Source organism: Erwinia typographi, assembly GCF_000773975.1.
GTDB classification, from domain to species: domain Bacteria; phylum Pseudomonadota; class Gammaproteobacteria; order Enterobacterales; family Enterobacteriaceae; genus Erwinia; species Erwinia typographi.
This window is the reverse complement of the sequence record NZ_JRUQ01000049.1, coordinates 16,193-29,752: the sequence shown is the minus strand read 5'-3', so window position 1 is coordinate 29,752 and position 13,560 is coordinate 16,193. Positions and strand designations below refer to the sequence as shown.

Sequence of the window (13,560 nt, the reverse complement as noted above, 5' to 3'; positions counted from 1 at the left end):
ATCCGGCAACGCCTCTTTTATTCTACCTTTCACTGCCCATTCTCAGGGCGATTTTCTCAACCGCCGCGACAGCCAGCGACCATGATGAGGGCGAGAGCTCCAGGCCAGTGAGGAGATGGTATGCATCACGCTCAAGTGTCCCAGAATCCGCTTCACATGCCTTTCCAGAATCGTCACCGGCCCCTGATTTAATTCAAGCTGGCTATCCAGCACATTCACTTCCGAGCTTGGTCCGTCGTACTCCAGACGCTGCTGGCAGCGCTGTAGCGCGACTTCGCAAGATTGCAGATAGCGTTCCGCCAGCGAGGCGGTCAGCATGGTGTGCTCACGCGCCAGCGTGGTCATCGCGTTGATATGCTCAACAATAAACTGGCTGTGCGTCACCCAGAGCTTCATATCCGCCAGGTAACTGGGATCGAATCCCGGCTCCTGCATCGCCTGGTTCAGCGAGTTGAACAGCGCGTTGTGGGCCTGGTTGACGCGGATGCGCTGGTAGGCCAGCTTTACCGGATTCTGCTCATTGCCCAGCAGCAGCTGGAGCGCATCCTGATAGGTGCCGAGCGCATCGTGGGCATTCTGCCGCAGCAGGCCGCTTTGCCACTGGGGCCATAGCCAGACCATGCCGCCAAAGGCAATCAGGCAGCCCATCAGCGTATCCAGCAGGCGCGGAAGCAGGAAGTCCGCGCCGTTCAGGGAGAGCAACTGAAGGGAATACACGGCGGTAACCGTGAAGCCGATCATCGCGAAGCCGTAAAATTTACGGATAAACAGATAGCTGATTAGCGTAATCGCCAGCATCACCAGCAGCACGATGGATTCCGGCGCCTGTAGCCGCAGGGTAATGGCCGCGATAACCAACCCGGCCAGCGTGCCCAGCGCCCGGTGCTGGATCCTGACGCGAGTAGCGCTGTAGCCATTCTGGCTGACAAACATCACCGTCATCAGGATCCAGTACGGCTTCGGCAGGTTGAAAAACAGCGCCAGCGAACTGGCGAAGGTGAGCATCACCGCGAAGCGGGCGGCGGTACGCAGCGCGGCAGAGTTCAGCGACAGATAGCTCTTGATCGCCGGAAGCAGCGGCAGGCGACGCTGCCGGTCGGCCATTAAATCTCGCTGATAGAGCGGGCGCTGCGTGCGCAGCACGCGCCCAATGCGGCTGAAGTGGTAATAGCAGAACGTGCCGACCGGGTTGTCCGGGTTCTGCCGTGAAATCTTCTCCAGCGCGCCAAGCTGCTTGTCCATCGCGAAGCGTTCGGGCAGCTTGTGGTAGAGAATATCGTCGGCCAGCTCGCGCAGCCTGGCGGCAATGGTCTGGGCATTCCAGCGGATCACCGCTTCAGCGTGGCTCTGCTCAACCAGCTTTTGCACTTCTTCCGGCTGATGAAGGCTGACAGATATGTGCTCCTGTAAATCCAGCGCCACCTGAAACGCCCTGGTTAACCGCTTATGGTGATTGTGGCTGGTGGCTGACAGCATATGCATCTGCTGATAACAGGTGGTGATCAGATCGACGGCTTTCTGCTGGCGCGCCAGCAGCGGAGGCAGGGCTTTCTCCGGGTCGGTAAGCCGGGTTAGCAGGGTGTATTTCGCTTCGCAGTAGCCTGCCAGCTCCCGATAAAGCAGGCTCAGGGTCTCTCTTAACGGCTGCTCTTTCCACAGCCAAAACCAGAACCAGTTGAAGACGCCATACCAGATGGTGCCCAGCACGTACAGCATGGGCGGTTGCCAGATCGGCATTCGTCCGGCGAGGCTGAGGGTGAAAATGGCGGCAATCAGCGAGCCGGGCAGCAGTCGTCCGTGCAGAGGGCTGATCTCTCCGGTGATGCCCAGCAGCATCGTCATCGTGAACAGAATCACCGGCAGAGGAACAGCGTGCCCGGCAAGATACTGAATAAGAAAGCTGCTGAAGGCGAACAGGCTGCCGCCAACGATCAGGCGTTTAAAAAAGCGTTTGTGGGGAGTATCAAGACCGGCAATGTTACAACAGGCAGGGACTAAGGAAAAAAGCAGCCCTTTTTGCAAATCGCCCAGCAGCCATCCGATAGCTACCGGTAAACAAAGCACCAGCGTCTGACGCAGTGCGTAGTTAACCTCAGGGTGGTAAATAATTCTACGCCACATCACTCCATACCAAATAAAAAGGCGCAACAGGGGCTGTTGCGCCGTGGATCAGAGCCGATTAGCGCGTGCCGTAGACAACGATGGTTTTACCGTGTGCCGAGATCAGGTTTTGATCTTCCAACATCTTCAGAATACGTCCGACCGTTTCACGCGAGCAGCCGACGATTTGCCCAATTTCCTGACGGGTGATTTTGATCTGCATACCGTCCGGGTGAGTCATCGCATCGGGCTGTTTCGCCAGATTCAGCAGCGTCTGCGCGATGCGACCAGTCACATCGAGGAACGCTAAATTACCGACTTTCTCTGAAGTTACCTGCAGACGGCTTGCCATCTGCGCAGAGAGGCGCATCAAAATGTCAGGATTCACCTGAATCAGCTGACGGAATTTTTTGTAGGAGATTTCAGCCACTTCACAAGCCGTCTTCGCACGAACCCATGCGCTACGCTCCTGGCCTTCTTCAAACAGGCCAAGTTCGCCAATGAAGTCGCCCTGATTGAGGTAAGAGAGGATCATCTCTTTGCCTTCTTCATCCTTGATAAGCACTGCTACCGCACCTTTGACGATGTAGTAGAGGGTTTCCGCCTTTTCACCCTGATGGATCAGGGTGCTTTTGGAGGGATACTTATGAATATGGCAATGTGACAGGAACCATTCAAGTGTCGGGTCTGTTTGCGGTTTGCCGAGAACCATTCGCTGTTATCCTCTGTTGTCATCGTGCCTAAATACAGGGGCAGAGTTCCCTGTCAGGCGTTGAAATAGTCAAGCGTTTCCCATCAGGAAATTTATTCGGGCCTCTGTTCAAAGCCTGGCTCGTTATGTCGTCCCGTTTCGTCGTGTCTGTAGAGTACTGACGAAAATATTACAGCTTTGTTTGTAGCACAGCTTTCAACGAGTGTCTTCTGTTGTCTCGCTTCAGCATAGTGCGAAAGCTATCGCATTGCCGTTTTTCGCTCTTAAGCGTAATCTGAAGTTAACTAAATGAATTAGAGGAACTTGTTATGCAGGCTCGAGTCAAGTGGGTGGAAGGATTAACGTTTTTGGGAGAATCCTCATCGGGACATCAGGTGTTGATGGACGGAAACTCAGGGGATAAAGCCCCCAGTCCGATGGAGATGGTGCTGATGGCGGCCGGAGGGTGCAGCGCTATTGACGTAGTGTCAATTCTGCAAAAGGGGCGCCTGGACGTAAAGGATTGCGAGGTGAAGCTGACCTCGGAGCGGCGTGAAGAAGCGCCGCGCCTGTTCACCCACATCAATCTGCATTTTATTGTAACCGGTAATGCGCTGGGCGATAAAGCGGTGTCCCGTGCAGTTGATCTCTCGGCCGAAAAATATTGCTCCGTTGCCCTGATGCTGGGCAAAGGCGTGGAGATCACCCACAGCTATGAAGTCGTTGAGAAGGCATAACCTCTTTCTGCCAGTCATAAGTGGCGCAGTGAAACTTGATCACCTCAATAAAGCGTTGCGCGCTGGTGGTCAGCGGCCACTTTTTTGACCATATCACCGCGTAATCCGCCTGGAGCGCTATCGTCACCGGTAGCGCTTCCAGCGAGTTTTCGAACTGTCTCAGCATCGAGCGCGCCACCACCGCCAGATAATCCGCCTGCAACAGCAAATTGATCCCACACGCTATGGAGTCAGTCAGTAACGGAGGATAAGTCAGGCTGGCGTAAAACGCCGCCATCTGCTCGGCCAGTACCGGGTAATAACCCATCTCCGTTTCTGGAATCAACCATCGCTGATCGACCAGTTGTGACAGGGCCGTCGCGTTGCTGCAGGGGTGGTTTGCGCGGGCAATAATACAAAACGGCACCCTGAACAGCGGGATAACATTAAAGGTGTCCAGCGGCAGGTTGGCCCCCAGCGAGCCGATAGCAAAATCCAGCGTCCCCTCACGCAGCGCCGGAAGCAGGGTGGATAACTGCGCCTCCCTGATTTTCAGCCGCGTGGCGGGAGACTTGCGCTGGTACTCTTTAACCACCTCAGGGAAAATTGTGAAGGCGAGAAGGGATGAAAAACCGGCGGCTACCGACCCCTGATTAGCCTGATCGATCAGCTCTATTTCGTCCGTGGCTCGCTGGAGTTCCTCGAGGATAAGCAGGCTTCTCTGGGCGAAAGCTTTACCGCTTTCAGTCAGGGTAATCCCCTGCGCACTGCGGATCACCAGCGTGGTCTTCAGCGTCTGTTCCAGCTCGCGCAGCGTCCGGCTGATAGCGGGCTGCGTTTGCCTGAGCGAACGGGCTGCGGCGCGTACGCTTCCCTGGCGGACAATCTCCTGAAAAACCCTTAGCTGCCGCAGTTTGGGTAAATAGCCCATGTTTCCTCCCGATGCTAATCCGTTATCACCGGATAAAAAATTGCATCTTACCCCAGCGCATGGAAACGATTAATGATAGTGGTCATCATTTAACTGGCTGAAAGATAAAGAGTTGCGAGCGTTGTCACACTTTGCTCAACTCTGACCGGCGGCAGAGGTCTCCGGTTCATCAGGCCTACAGGAAAAAAAATGAAAACACTCTCACGCCCGCTGATTATTATGATGCTTTTTATCGGTTATGCTTTTGTTTATATTGATAAAACTGTCATAGGTTTCGCCCTTCTGCCGCTGGAAAAAGAGTTTGGCCTCTCTGCTACTCAACTGGGCTATATCACCGGTATCTTTTTTCTGTCGTATTCTCTTTTTCAAATTCCGGCAGGATGGTTGAACGATCGCTTTGGCTACAAGCCAATGATTGTTTTATCGCTTTCGCTGCTGGGGCTGTTTGCCGTTGGCTTTGGCTGGCTGGGATTCAGCCTTGCGCTGCTGCTGGCCTTCCGGTTTCTCTCTGGCGTGGGCCACTCTGGCTATCCCACTTCCTGCGCTAAAGCGGTGGTTGATAACTTCAGCGTGGATCAGCGCACCTTTGCCCAGTCCGTTCTGCTCTCTTCTGCCGGGTTAGCGATGACGCTGGGACCGGTAGTGGCCGTGGCCTCGCTGAATCTGCTGGGCTGGCGTCACTCCTTTGTCGCCATGGGGCTGGCGGTGATGCTGATAGCGCTGCTGATGGTGTTGGTGCTTCCCACGGTTAAACCGGCCGCCAGAACGCCGCAGGCTGAGGATGTCTCCCTGCGCAACGTCCTGAAAACCCCGCTGGTTGTTCTGCTGTTCATCGCCATCTTCTGCATCAATATCACCACCTATGGCCTGATGGCATGGCTGCCAAAGTTTCTCGTTCAGCATCGGGGGATTTCCGTCGGCGTGTCTGGCCTGATTGCCGGTGCCGGTGGGCTAGGGATCTGGATCTCTTCGCTGAGTACCGGCTGGCTAGTCGGACGTTATATGCAGGGCAGAGAGCACCTGGTGATCAGTTTCTCTGCCCTGCTAAGTGCGGTGGGCATGTGGGCCGTGTATGCCAGTCACTCCGCCTGGACCATCGGCGCCGCCCTTTTTGTCGCCAACATTTTTGTCATGGCGGCCTTCGTCACCGTATTTACCCTGCCAATGAAACGACTGCCAAAACAGGTCATAGGCTGCACGATGGGGGTAATCAATACCGGCGGAACGCTGGGGGGCTTTGTTGCGCCGATTGCAATGGGCTATCTGCTCACCCTGACCGGCAGCTACGGCGCCATCTTCGCCTTTATTGTCAGCGTGATGGTGATTGCTGGACTGGTTTCTCTGCCGCTGGCTGAAAAGCCGCTTAAGCCGCAATATGACTCACTCAGGAGTTCTGATGAAGACTAACCTCGCTCCATTATTTGATGAAATAGCCCCGCGCGTACTGGCATGGCGGCGTTATATTCATGCCAGACCCGATCTTTCCTTCCATGAACAGGAGACCGCCGACTTTATTGCCGGGGAATTGGCGGGATTCAGGGGGTTAACGCTGAGCCGCCCGACGCCTAACAGCGTGGTTGCGGAACTTCACGGTGCTGAACCCGGCCCATGCTACGCACTTCGGGCTGATATTGATGCACTACCTGTTCAGGAAATCAGCGATGAGCCTTTTCGCTCCCAGCGCGATGGCGTAATGCACGCCTGCGGGCATGATGCGCACAGCGCTATGCTGATGGGGGCGGCCTGGGTAATTTGTCAGCTCCAGCAGCAGTTGAAGGGTAGCGTGCGGTTTATCTTTCAACATGCTGAGGAGGTTCCCCCTGGCGGAGCACTGGAGCTGGTTAAGCTGGGCGTGCTGGACAGAGTGTCGATGATTTTCGGGCTGCATGTGATGCCGCTGTTTCCCACCGGCACGGTAGGCTACAGCGAGGGGGTGTTCAGCGCCTCCAGCGATAATTTTGACATTGTGCTGAAAGGCAAGGGCGGGCATGGTTCGATGCCGCATCTGAGCTGCGACCCCGTTGTGCTGGGCGCGGAAGTGGTGCTGAAACTACAGCAGATCGCCTCGCGGCGGCTGAACCCACTGCTGCGCGCGGTGCTGACTGTTGCCACCTTTGAAGGCAATGGCGGCTATAACGTTATCCCGGACAGCGTCCATCTGGCCGGGACGCTGCGAACCCATAGCCATCAGGTCAGGGATGAGGTCCCACGGTTGGTGCAGCAAATGCTGGACGGGCTAACCCTTGCCCACGAAGCCAGCTACCAGCTTGACTGGCAGCGCGGTTACACCATCGGCTGCAATCATCCTGATGCCTGTCGGGTGGCCGAAAAAGTGGTTGGTAAAGCGCTGGGCGAGGGGAAACTGCAAAAGCTGGACGACCCGATGTTTGGCAGCGAAGATTTTTCGTCGTATCAGGAAAAAGTGCCCGGCTGTTTCCTTTTTATAGGCAGTGGCAGTGAAGAAAAGGGGACGACCTGGAACGTCCATAACCCACGCTTTAAGCTTGATGAAGATGTGCTCAGGGTTGGCGTGAAGCTTCACGTCGCGTTTATTGAGACGCTGCTGATGTAACCCGGAGGGGGCGGCAGTTTTGCCGCCCTACGCAGTTGAACTACTCTATTTTTTTTCCTTCGATCAGCCGCTTCACCAACGGCCCCATGATCAGCTCCATCGCCAGCCCCATTTTGCCGCCCGGCACCACCAGCGTATTGATATGTGAGATAAACGATCCCTGGAGCATGGCAAGCAAGTACGGGAAGTCGATACCTTCCAGTCCCTGAAAATGGACCACCACAAAACTTTCATCCAGAGAGGGAATGCCTCGTGCTGCGAAGGGGTTGGAGGTATCAACGGTCGGCACGCGCTGGAAGTTAATGTGCGTGCGGGAGAACTGTGGCGTAATAAAGTTAATGTAATCCTCCATCGAGCGCACGACGGAGTCCATGACCGCTTCACGCGAATGGCCGCGTTCGCTGGTGTCGCGCACCAGCTTCTGGATCCACTCCAGATTGACGATTGGCACCACGCCGACCAGCAAATCCACATGCTGCGAAACATTGTTATGCGGCGTGACCACGCCGCCGTGCAGACCTTCATAGAACAGCACGTCTGTCGGCTCCGGCAGCGGCTGCCAGGGCGTAAAGGTTCCCGGCACCTGATTCCACGGCACCGCCTCATCGTAGGTGTGCAGATATTTACGCGATTTGCCGCTGCCGCTGCGGCCATATTCTAAAAACGTTTGTTCCAGCAGGGCGAAATCATTGGCCTCCGGGCCAAAATAGCTGATGTGGCGACCCATATCCCGCGCTTTACGGATCGCCATATCCATTTCAGGGCGGGTGTAGCGATGAAAGCTGTCGCCTTCGACCTCGGCGGCGTGCAGATCCAGCTGCTGAAATATTTTTCTGAAGGCCAGGCTGGTGGTGGTGGTTCCCGCCCCGCTCGAACCGGTAACGGCGATAACCGGGTGTTTGGCTGACATGCGCATACCTCCCTGAGAAAAGTCATATCGATCCAGCATTGGTATCATGTTTCGCTCGCGGGTGTCATCCCTGACGCCGGAGTTTTAGCCGGTTACCCGTCCGCGAGGCATGATATTGACCGTCTCGTGCAACTCTGACCATACCAGCACCGCTTCGCCACTGCTTAACTGGCGGCGAACGTCCTCTACTTTTTGCTCCAGCGAACGCTCCTGCTCACCGTAGTCGGTGCCTTCACGCAGTACGAAAGATTCAATCAGGTTGTCGAGGGTCTCGGCGTCGAGCTCTTTCCAGGGAATAATCACGTTAGTTGTCCAGCCAGGTTGAAAGCCATTGAGGAATGCGTTGTTCAAGCCACATTTGCGGCTTACGCAGGGTTCCACCCACAAACCCTACGTGACCACCATACTCCGTTAGCTGATAGGTGACAGAAGAGGGCAGCAGGTCGGCCGCGGGGATCACTTCGCTGGTCATAAAGGGATCGTCTTTGGCATGAATAATCAGCAGCGGTTTAGCCACGCCGGGCAGTAGCGGCATCGCGCTGCATCGGCGATAGTAGTCCGTGGCATCCAGAAAGCCGTGGGCTCTGGCGGTAATCGCATCATCAAAATCCCGCAGTTTTTTAAGCGCCTTTAGCTGAGAAAGATCGACGGGGAGCGTGCCGGGCCAGGCGCGCAGTTTACGTCCGGCGTTCTGTTTTAACTGGTTAAGCAGATAGCGCTGATAAACGCGTGAGAATCCCTGCTCCAGCTTCAGGCTGCAGGGTTCCAGCATCAGCGGCGCCGAGACCACGACGGCGGCGTCAAGCAGGCAGCTTGTTCCCTGCTCGCCCAGCAGACAAGCCAGCATGTTGCCGCCGAGTGAAAAGCCAACGGCCGCCGTGGGGACGCTGCCCCATTCCTCACGCAGCCAGCGCAGAAAATAGCTGGCGTCGCTGGTCTCGCCCGAGTGATAAATCCGCCGCAGGCGATTTGGCTCGCCGCTGCACCCACGAAAATGCATCACCACGCCAAGCCAGCCGCGCTCTTTGCACGCCCGAAGCAGGCCGTGCGCATAAGGGCTGTGGAAGCTGCCTTCCAGCCCGTGAAAAAGCACCACGCGCGGCTTATGTCTGGCGAACGCAGGATCTTCACTCCAGGCCAGATCGACGAAATCCGTGTCCGGCAGCGTCAGGCGCTGCCAGTGCGGTTGCAGCGCAATACGACGGCGGATCAGCCGTGGCAGAATGGTTTGCAGATGCGCATTGCTCAGACCGGAAAGAGGTCTGAAGGCGGCGTCCGCTGAGTGATTAAAATTTATATTCAAAATGCTTGTAGGATCTCTGTCACATTGCTAGCTTCGTCGGGTTCGTTTCCGGTCAGGGGGTGAGGAGCACCCGTTTCATATGGAACTGAGTTTGTTTTTATCAATGTTGGGCTTTTTGTGGGTCGCGGCCATCACGCCAGGCCCTAATAATATGTTACTCACCGCCTCCGGCGCCAATTTTGGTTTTCTGCGCTCGCTGTGGCTGCTGATTGGCATCATGATCGGTATGCAGGTCATGCTGCTGATGGTCGCCTTTGGCATTGGCGGCCTGATCCTGCTCTATCCTTCCCTTCACCTCGTGTTGAAAATTGCCGGAAGCGCTTACCTGTTATGGCTGGCGTGGAAGATTGGCACGGCGAAGTACGAAAAGCTGGAAACCGATAACGCTCCGGCCGCGCCGATGCCGTTCTGGCAGGGTGGGCTGCTGCAACTGATCAACCCGAAAGCCTGGCTGATGGCGCTGGGCGCCGTGGCAAGCTTCAGCCTGGCGGGAGAGGCGTACCGAGGTTCGGTAGTCGCCATCAGCATCGGCATGGCCCTGGTGAACGTGGTTTCCGGCCTTATCTGGCTGGGTTTTGGCTCGCTGATTGGCCGCATTCTGCGCAGCCGCCGCGCCTGGACCATTTTTAATCTCGCAATGGGGGCGCTGACCGCCGCCTGTGTATTGCTCATCTGGCATTAATTTATCGCTACGCCTTATGAACCACCGCAATGCGGTGGTTTTTTTATGCCTGTCTTGCTCATTTGCCCTGGTCCTTGTTTAACAAACCCACTTTTCAGCAAACCAATACCACCTTTCTTCTAAGCAAATAAAGTTATAAAAGATAATTTTTAATTACTTTATCGCGATGATTGCTCTCGGTTACAAAGAGGTTGTTCACCCATAACAACGATAACCGGAGCAGGCCATGGCGCGTAAATTCACACTTTCTCTGATCGCAGCAACGCTTTCACTTTCCGCGCTTAGCGCACAGGCGGTGGACGTCACCGTCGCTTATCAAACCTCCGCCGAGCCGGCCAAAGTGGCGCAGGCCGATAATACTTTTGCTAAAGAGAGCGGGGCGAAGGTGGACTGGCGCAAATTTGACAGCGGAGCCAGCGTGGTTCGCGCGCTGGCTTCCGGCGATGTACAGATTGGCAATATTGGCTCAAGCCCGCTAGCCGTGGCGGCCAGCCAGCAGGTGCCAATTGAAGTTTTCCTGCTGGCCTCCCAACTGGGCAACTCTGAAGCGCTGGTGGTTAAAAAGGAAATCAGCAGCCCGAAAGATCTGATCGGTAAGCGCATCGCGGTGCCTTTTATTTCCACCACCCACTACAGCCTGCTTTCCGCCCTGAAACACTGGGGTATTCGTCCCGATCAGCTGCAAATTGTTAACCTCCAGCCTCCCGCCATTATTGCGGCCTGGCAGCGGGGAGATATAGATGGCGCCTACGTTTGGGCTCCGGCGGTGAACGAGCTGGAGAAAAGCGGCAAGGTGCTGACCGATTCTGAACAGGTAGGGAAGTGGGGTTCGCCCACGCTGGATGTCTGGGTAGTGCGTAAGGACTTTGCGCAGCAGCATCCGGACGTGGTTACCGCCTTTGCCCGCAGCGCGCTTGCCGCACAGAAGGGCTATCTCGACAATCCTGAGCAGTGGCTGAAAGAGGGCGATAACCTCAGCAAACTCTCGCGCCTGAGTGGCGTGCCGGAGCAGCAGGTGCCCGGTCTGGTGAAGGGGAACACCTACCTCACCGCGCAGCAGCAGGTTGAGCAGTTAGGCAAGCCGGTGGATAAAGCCATTATCGATACCGCCAAATTCCTTAAAGAGCAGGGAAAAGTGCCGCAGGCGGCCAGCGATTACAGCGATTACGTCACCGATCGCTTTGTTAAACCTCTCGCTCAGTAATTAAGGAGTTTCCATGCTGTCGGTCTCGCATCTTACGGCTCGCTATGAAGGGCATCTTGCTTTGCAGGATATCAATCTCTCCATTGATTCCGGCGAACTGCTGGTGGTGCTGGGACCGTCAGGCTGTGGCAAAACCACGCTGCTGAATCTGATTGCCGGCTTTCTGCCTGCCGAGTCCGGCAGTATCGTGCTGGACGGCAAGCCGGTCACCGGGCCAGGCGCAGAGCGCGGCGTGGTGTTTCAGCACGAAGGGCTGCTGCCGTGGCGCAACGTGCTGGACAACGTGGCCTTCGGACTTCAGCTGGCTGGCGTGGAGAAGGTTAAGCGGCGTGAGATTGCCCGCCAGATGCTGAAAAAAGTTGGGCTGGAGGGCGCAGAGAAACGCTTTATCTGGCAGCTCTCCGGCGGGATGCGTCAGCGCGTAGGCATTGCGCGTGCGCTGGCTGCTGACCCACAGCTGCTGCTGTTGGATGAACCTTTTGGCGCGCTGGATGCCTTTACCCGCGAACAAATGCAGGAGCTGCTGCTGACGCTCTGGCGCGAAAGCGGCAAACAGATCCTGCTGATTACTCACGATATTGAAGAAGCGGTTTTCCTGGCCAGCGAGCTCATCCTGCTTTCTCCGGGGCCTGGGAGGGTGATTGAAAGGATCCCCCTGGATTTTGGCCGCCGCTATGCCGCCGGAGAATCCTGCCGGGCTATCAAGTCAGACCCTGCTTTTATTGCCCGGCGTGAATATGTGCTGGGTCAGGTCTTCCAGCAGCGCGAGGTATTTTCATGAGTCTGCTTTCTACAGAGAAAACGCTGCCGCGCCGCCTTCGCCTGCGCTGGCCCTTAAGCCGTCAGCTCACGCTCAGCGTAGCCACGCTGCTGGTTCTGCTGGCTATCTGGTGGGGCGTTACCGCGTTGAAACTGATTGCGCCGCTGTTTCTGCCCGCTCCCCAGCAGGTTTTTCGTCAGTTGCTGACGATTGCCAGCTCTACAGGTTTTATGGATGCCACGCTCTGGCAGCACCTGGCCGCCAGCCTGAGCCGGATTGCGATAGCTCTGCTGGCTGCCGTGGTGATTGGCGTGCCGGTGGGAATACTGATGGGGCTGAGTGAAACGGCTCGGGGCATTCTTGATCCGCTTATCGAACTCTACCGACCGGTTCCGCCGCTGGCCTATTTGCCGCTGATGGTTATCTGGTTCGGCATCGGCGAAACCTCAAAAATTTTGCTGATCTATCTGGCAATTTTCGCGCCCGTGGCGATGTCGGCGCTGGCCGGCGTGAAAGGCACCCAGCAGGTTCGCATCCGGGCGGCTCAGTCGCTTGGCGGTAACCGCTGGCAGGTGCTGTGGTGGGTGATCCTGCCGGGTGCGCTGCCGGAAATTCTGACCGGGCTGCGCATTGGCCTTGGCGTCGGCTGGTCAACGCTGGTGGCTGCCGAGCTGATTGCGGCCACGCGCGGGCTTGGTTTTATGGTGCAGTCCGCTGGAGAGTTTTTAGCGACAGATGTGGTGCTGGCAGGCATCGCCGTTATCGCGCTGATTGCTTTCACCCTTGAACTGGGGCTGCGCGCCTTACAGCGCCGCCTGACCCCCTGGCATGGAGTACATTGATGAACGAACGTCTGACTATTACCGCGCTGGGCCCGTATATCGGCGCCCAGGTTTCTGATATCAACCTGAGCCGCCCGCTGAGCGATGCGCAGTTTGAGCAGCTATACCACGCGCTAATTCGCCATCAGGTGCTGTTCTTCCGCGATCAGCCCGTTACGCCGCAGCAACAGCGGGCGCTGGCTGCCCGGTTTGGCGACCTGCACATTCATCCGGTTTATCCTCACGCGACGGACGTGGAGGAAATTATCGTGCTGGATACCCACGACAACAATCCGCCCGATAACGATAACTGGCACACCGATGTGACCTTTATCACTACGCCTCCGGCTGGCGCGATCCTGGCGGCGAAGCACCTGCCGGAAATGGGGGGAGATACGCTTTGGGCCAGCGGCATTGCGGCCTATGAAGCGCTGTCGGAACCGTTCAAAGTCTTGCTGAGCGGCCTGCAGGCCGAGCATGACTTCACTAAGTCGTTTCAGGAGTTCAAACATCGTGGCAGCGAAGAGGAACACGCACGCTGGAAGCTGGCGGTAGAGAAGAACCCGCCGTTATTGCATCCGGTGATCCGCACCCACCCGATTAGCGGTAAGCAGGCGTTGTTTGTCAATGAGGGCTTTACCACGCGCATCGTCGATCTGAGCCAGAAAGAGAGCGATACGCTGCTGAATTTCCTGTTTGCTCATATCACCAAACCCGAGTTCCAGGTACGCTGGCGCTGGCAGGAGAACGATATCGCTATCTGGGATAACCGGGTGACGCAGCATTATGCCAACGCTGACTATATGCCGCAGCGGCGCATCATGCACCGCGCGACGATTTTGGGGGATAAGCCGTTCTGGCGTGCCTGAG

The 13,560-nt window shown here is 56.5% G+C and carries 14 protein-coding genes; 8 read left to right on the top strand and 6 right to left on the bottom strand.

Annotation, left to right across the window (positions count from 1 at the left end; genetic code table 11):
- Positions 1–42 precede the first annotated feature (42 nt).
- Together NG99_RS17210 and crp are read right to left on the bottom strand one after the other, a co-directional pair.
- On the bottom strand, positions 43–2,121 hold the full coding sequence (locus NG99_RS17210; RefSeq protein WP_034895577.1) for a YccS/YhfK family putative transporter: 2,079 nt from the start codon (positions 2,119–2,121) through the stop codon (positions 43–45).
- 58 nt (positions 2,122–2,179) lie between these two features.
- Positions 2,180–2,812, bottom strand: coding sequence for a cAMP-activated global transcriptional regulator CRP (crp, locus tag NG99_RS17205; protein WP_034895576.1), 633 nt, complete (start codon positions 2,810–2,812; stop codon positions 2,180–2,182).
- Positions 2,813–3,120: 308 nt separating this feature from the next.
- Here crp and NG99_RS17200 point away from each other — a divergent pair, with 308 nt between their 5' ends.
- Complete coding sequence (locus NG99_RS17200; protein ID WP_034895573.1) at positions 3,121–3,528, top strand: OsmC family protein; 408 nt, start codon at positions 3,121–3,123, stop codon at positions 3,526–3,528.
- On the opposite strand, the gene NG99_RS17195 is transcribed toward NG99_RS17200, so the two are convergent.
- A complete protein-coding gene (locus NG99_RS17195) occupies positions 3,494–4,438 on the bottom strand; it encodes a LysR substrate-binding domain-containing protein (protein ID WP_052130762.1) in 945 nt (314 codons plus the stop codon). The two genes, NG99_RS17200 and NG99_RS17195, sit on opposite strands and share 35 nt — an antisense overlap.
- Before the next feature lie 189 nt (positions 4,439–4,627).
- Here NG99_RS17195 and NG99_RS17190 point away from each other — a divergent pair, with 189 nt between their 5' ends.
- Together NG99_RS17190 and NG99_RS17185 are read left to right on the top strand one after the other, a co-directional pair.
- On the top strand, positions 4,628–5,845 hold the full coding sequence (locus tag NG99_RS17190; RefSeq protein ID WP_052130761.1) for an MFS transporter: 1,218 nt from the start codon (positions 4,628–4,630) through the stop codon (positions 5,843–5,845).
- Positions 5,835–7,010: an amidohydrolase gene (locus NG99_RS17185; protein WP_034895571.1), complete on the top strand. Its 1,176-nt coding sequence runs from the start codon at positions 5,835–5,837 to the stop codon at positions 7,008–7,010. Before NG99_RS17190 ends, NG99_RS17185 begins: the two co-directional genes overlap by 11 nt.
- A gap of 40 nt (positions 7,011–7,050) precedes the next feature.
- Here NG99_RS17185 and NG99_RS17180 read toward each other — a convergent pair whose 3' ends face one another.
- From NG99_RS17180 to NG99_RS17170, 3 genes are all read right to left on the bottom strand, one after another.
- Complete coding sequence (locus NG99_RS17180; RefSeq protein WP_034895569.1) at positions 7,051–7,920, bottom strand: phosphoribulokinase; 870 nt, start codon at positions 7,918–7,920, stop codon at positions 7,051–7,053.
- A gap of 84 nt (positions 7,921–8,004) precedes the next feature.
- Positions 8,005–8,223, bottom strand: a complete 219-nt coding sequence (locus NG99_RS17175; protein ID WP_034895567.1) for a YheU family protein — start codon at positions 8,221–8,223, stop codon at positions 8,005–8,007.
- A gap of 1 nt (position 8,224) precedes the next feature.
- A complete protein-coding gene (locus tag NG99_RS17170) occupies positions 8,225–9,217 on the bottom strand; it encodes a hydrolase (RefSeq protein ID WP_084110571.1) in 993 nt (330 codons plus the stop codon).
- Positions 9,218–9,302: 85 nt separating this feature from the next.
- Between NG99_RS17170 and NG99_RS17165 the strand changes: the two genes are divergently transcribed.
- From NG99_RS17165 to tauD, 5 genes are all read left to right on the top strand, one after another.
- A complete protein-coding gene (locus NG99_RS17165) occupies positions 9,303–9,905 on the top strand; it encodes a LysE family translocator (protein WP_034895564.1) in 603 nt (200 codons plus the stop codon).
- A gap of 226 nt (positions 9,906–10,131) precedes the next feature.
- Positions 10,132–11,109, top strand: a complete 978-nt coding sequence (gene tauA, locus NG99_RS17160; RefSeq protein WP_034895563.1) for a taurine ABC transporter substrate-binding protein — start codon at positions 10,132–10,134, stop codon at positions 11,107–11,109.
- A 13-nt stretch (positions 11,110–11,122) separates the two neighbouring features.
- The gene (tauB, locus tag NG99_RS17155; protein ID WP_034895562.1) at positions 11,123–11,890 is read left to right on the top strand and encodes a taurine ABC transporter ATP-binding subunit; all 768 of its coding nucleotides are present in this window, start codon (positions 11,123–11,125) and stop codon (positions 11,888–11,890) included.
- Complete coding sequence (gene tauC / locus NG99_RS17150; RefSeq protein ID WP_034895560.1) at positions 11,887–12,711, top strand: taurine ABC transporter permease TauC; 825 nt, start codon at positions 11,887–11,889, stop codon at positions 12,709–12,711. The genes tauB and tauC overlap by 4 nt, the downstream gene beginning before the upstream one ends.
- Positions 12,711–13,559, top strand: a complete 849-nt coding sequence (tauD, locus tag NG99_RS17145; RefSeq protein WP_034895558.1) for a taurine dioxygenase — start codon at positions 12,711–12,713, stop codon at positions 13,557–13,559. Before tauC ends, tauD begins: the two co-directional genes overlap by 1 nt.
- Position 13,560 lies beyond the last annotated feature (1 nt).

Bases quoted from the DNA above. Each gene is read 5' to 3' on its own strand.
- NG99_RS17210 (WP_034895577.1), bottom strand. From the start codon at position 2,121: ATGTGGCGTAGAATTATTTACCACCCTGAGGTTAACTACGCACTGCGT.
- crp (WP_034895576.1), bottom strand. From the start codon at position 2,812: ATGGTTCTCGGCAAACCGCAAACAGACCCGACACTTGAATGGTTCCTG.
- NG99_RS17200 (WP_034895573.1), top strand. From the start codon at position 3,121: ATGCAGGCTCGAGTCAAGTGGGTGGAAGGATTAACGTTTTTGGGAGAA.
- NG99_RS17195 (WP_052130762.1), bottom strand. From the start codon at position 4,438: ATGGGCTATTTACCCAAACTGCGGCAGCTAAGGGTTTTTCAGGAGATT.
- NG99_RS17190 (WP_052130761.1), top strand. From the start codon at position 4,628: ATGAAAACACTCTCACGCCCGCTGATTATTATGATGCTTTTTATCGGT.
- NG99_RS17185 (WP_034895571.1), top strand. From the start codon at position 5,835: ATGAAGACTAACCTCGCTCCATTATTTGATGAAATAGCCCCGCGCGTA.
- NG99_RS17180 (WP_034895569.1), bottom strand. From the start codon at position 7,920: ATGTCAGCCAAACACCCGGTTATCGCCGTTACCGGTTCGAGCGGGGCG.
- NG99_RS17165 (WP_034895564.1), top strand. From the start codon at position 9,303: ATGGAACTGAGTTTGTTTTTATCAATGTTGGGCTTTTTGTGGGTCGCG.
- tauA (WP_034895563.1), top strand. From the start codon at position 10,132: ATGGCGCGTAAATTCACACTTTCTCTGATCGCAGCAACGCTTTCACTT.
- tauB (WP_034895562.1), top strand. From the start codon at position 11,123: ATGCTGTCGGTCTCGCATCTTACGGCTCGCTATGAAGGGCATCTTGCT.
- tauC (WP_034895560.1), top strand. From the start codon at position 11,887: ATGAGTCTGCTTTCTACAGAGAAAACGCTGCCGCGCCGCCTTCGCCTG.
- tauD (WP_034895558.1), top strand. From the start codon at position 12,711: ATGAACGAACGTCTGACTATTACCGCGCTGGGCCCGTATATCGGCGCC.